We start from the raw sequence: 2,335 nt of genomic DNA on the forward strand, positions 1-2,335 counted from the left end.
CTTGCGCTCCGGGGCCGACGGGATTTTCGCGTCTTTGTCGCGACCTTTCGCGCTCCTTATCGCAATTATCGCAAGGAGAGACGCGGTCAATTCAGGTCAGGATTGAAGGCAGGGGGGAATTAGGCAATGCGACAGATCACTCGAAAGAGCTTGATGACCGTGGCGGCCGCGACGGGGGTGATCGCCGCCGCGGGCGGTGTCGCCCACGCCGACTCGGGCGCCGTCGGCTCCACTTCGGACTCGCCCGGCGTACTGTCCGGCAACACCGTGCAGGCACCGGTGCATGTGCCGGTCAACGTCTGCGGCAACACCGTGAACGTGGTGGGGATCCTCAACCCGGCGGTCGGCAACAAGTGCGGCAATCCGGGCGGGGGCGGCGGAAGCGGTCACGGTAGTGGCGGCGGTGGCGGCCACGGTTCGTCCGGGGGGTACGGCTCGTCGGGCGGGTACGGGGACTCCGGTGGTTACGGCGACTCCGGGGGCTACGGGGGGTCGGGCGGACACGCTGGTTCCGGCGGGCACGGGGGCTCCGGCGGACAGGGAGCGCACGGCGGCTCAGGGGGCTCGCACGCCGGCGGACACACCTCCGGCTCGCCCGGTGTCGGCTCCGGCAATCACGTCCAAGTGCCGATCGACGTGCCGGTGAACGTGTGCGGCAACAGCGTCGACGTCATCGGCATCGGCAACGCCGTCACCGGCAACGACTGTACCAACGGCGGGAGTTGGAACGGCGGCGGCCATGACCACGGGACGCCTCCGGGAGGCGGCGGGCACCACGGTGGCGGCCATGACCACGGGACCCCTCCTGGCGGTGGCGGTCATCACGGCGGCGGTCACCACGAGACCCCTCCGGGCGACGGCCATCACCCTGGGGGCGGTCACCACTCGGGCGGTGGGCATCACCACGGCACGCCCCCGGGCGGCGGTCACGGGACCACCCCGCCGGGAACGCCGGGTCACCCCGGGACTCCGGGTCACCCGGGTACGCCCAGCCACCCGGGCAACCCCGCCACTCCCGGTCACCCCGCCTCGCCGGGCACCTCGCCGGTCAGGGGCGGTCAGACGCCGATCGGCTCCGCGCACGTGACCCAGCCCGGTGCGCAGTCCGCCGTCCAGTCCCCGGGCGGCGCCCAGCTCGCGCACACCGGCAGCGAGCTGCCGCTGGGCCTCGCCCTGCCGGTCGGCGCGGGCGCGATGCTGGCGGGCGCGGTGCTGTACCGCAAGGCGCGGGCCTCGGCGTAGCTCCCGGGAACATGTGATCTGCGCAACGGAGGGGCCCCGCACTGTCGGGGCCCGCTCCGTTTCGCCCGGCTCAGCTCACCACGTGGCGCGCACCTGGCGGATGATCCGCCGGCGCAGCCGCACCCTGCGACTGCCGTCGCGCAGCAGGCTCAGTCGGTCCAATTCCCAGTGTCCGTACTCGGCATGGTCCGTCAGGAGACGTGTGGCGTCCTTGCGGGAGACCCCGCGCGGTACGTACACGTCGACAAATTCGTATTCCGGCATCGCATCTATTGTGCGGGCAGAGCCCCGGTACGGATAGCGTCTGCACTATGTCTGATGCTGCGCAGCCCACCGCTGCCGAGGTACGCGCCGCCGCCGAGGCGGTCAAGACCGCGCTCGACCGCCACCTGGCCGCGGTCGAAGGCCGGTCGGGGGAGGACGACCCGGCCGTATACGAGGCGTTCAACCAGCTGGCCGCGGCCGCCGAGGTCTACGACGAGCTGCTCTACGACCGTTATGACGAGGTCACGCCTTTCGAGATCCCCGGGACGGACGACTCCCTGCCGCCGTACACCGGCCCCGAGGAGCCGAACGCGGTGAGCGTGCTGATCCGCCGTGACTACGCCGTGGCGGAGCCGCAGCGGCTGCTGGCCCAGGCGCAGCGGGTCGAGACGGCGGTCGGCGACGGCACGGAGGCCTCGGCCACGATCCACGGTGCGCTCGGCATCCTCTTCGACGAGTTCGAGGCGGACGAGATCGCCTCCCGGCCCAAGGAGTTCGGCCTCGAAGAGGGCGACTCCACGCTGTGGGTGACCGCCGCCGACGAAGCGGCCGAACCCGGCGCCTGGCTGGAGGCCCCCTTCGAGCAGGTCGATCCGCAGCGGGTGGTGTGCCGCTTCGACGTCAGCGCGGTCTTCGACGACGAGATCGATGACGAACTGGACGAGCCCGGAGCGGAGATCGAGGACGAGGTCGAGGACGAACTCGATCCCGACCTGGACGCCGATCTCGACGAGGACGAGGACCTGGAGGCGCTGGAAGCGGACCGCTGAACCGCGCCGCGCCCAGCTGTTGCGACGACAGACGGCGGCGGTCACCGAGGGAATCCCTC

The 2,335-nt window shown here is 71.5% G+C and carries 3 protein-coding genes; 2 read left to right on the plus strand and 1 reads right to left on the minus strand.

Going from position 1 to position 2,335, the window contains the following annotated elements; all coding sequences use genetic code 11:
• Positions 1-126: 126 nt before the first annotated feature.
• Positions 127-1,242 (plus strand): chaplin, encoded by a 1,116-nt coding sequence (locus ACFWP5_RS52265; protein WP_384174481.1) that lies wholly within the window; start codon positions 127-129, stop codon positions 1,240-1,242.
• A 75-nt stretch (positions 1,243-1,317) separates the two neighbouring features.
• Here the strand turns inward: ACFWP5_RS52265 and ACFWP5_RS52270 are convergent, their stop codons facing one another.
• Positions 1,318-1,506, minus strand: a complete 189-nt coding sequence (locus ACFWP5_RS52270; RefSeq protein WP_005485166.1) for a DUF5703 family protein — start codon at positions 1,504-1,506, stop codon at positions 1,318-1,320.
• A gap of 47 nt (positions 1,507-1,553) precedes the next feature.
• On the opposite strand from ACFWP5_RS52270, the gene ACFWP5_RS52275 reads away from it, so the two are divergent.
• Positions 1,554-2,276 carry a hypothetical protein gene (locus ACFWP5_RS52275; protein WP_384174485.1) on the plus strand — a complete coding sequence of 241 codons (723 nt, stop codon included), beginning with the start codon at positions 1,554-1,556 and terminating at the stop codon, positions 2,274-2,276.
• Positions 2,277-2,335: the final 59 nt, after the last annotated feature.

Origin of the sequence: Streptomyces sp. NPDC058469, assembly GCF_042721125.1 — a bacterium.
In the GTDB taxonomy this organism is placed as follows: domain Bacteria; phylum Actinomycetota; class Actinomycetes; order Streptomycetales; family Streptomycetaceae; genus Streptomyces.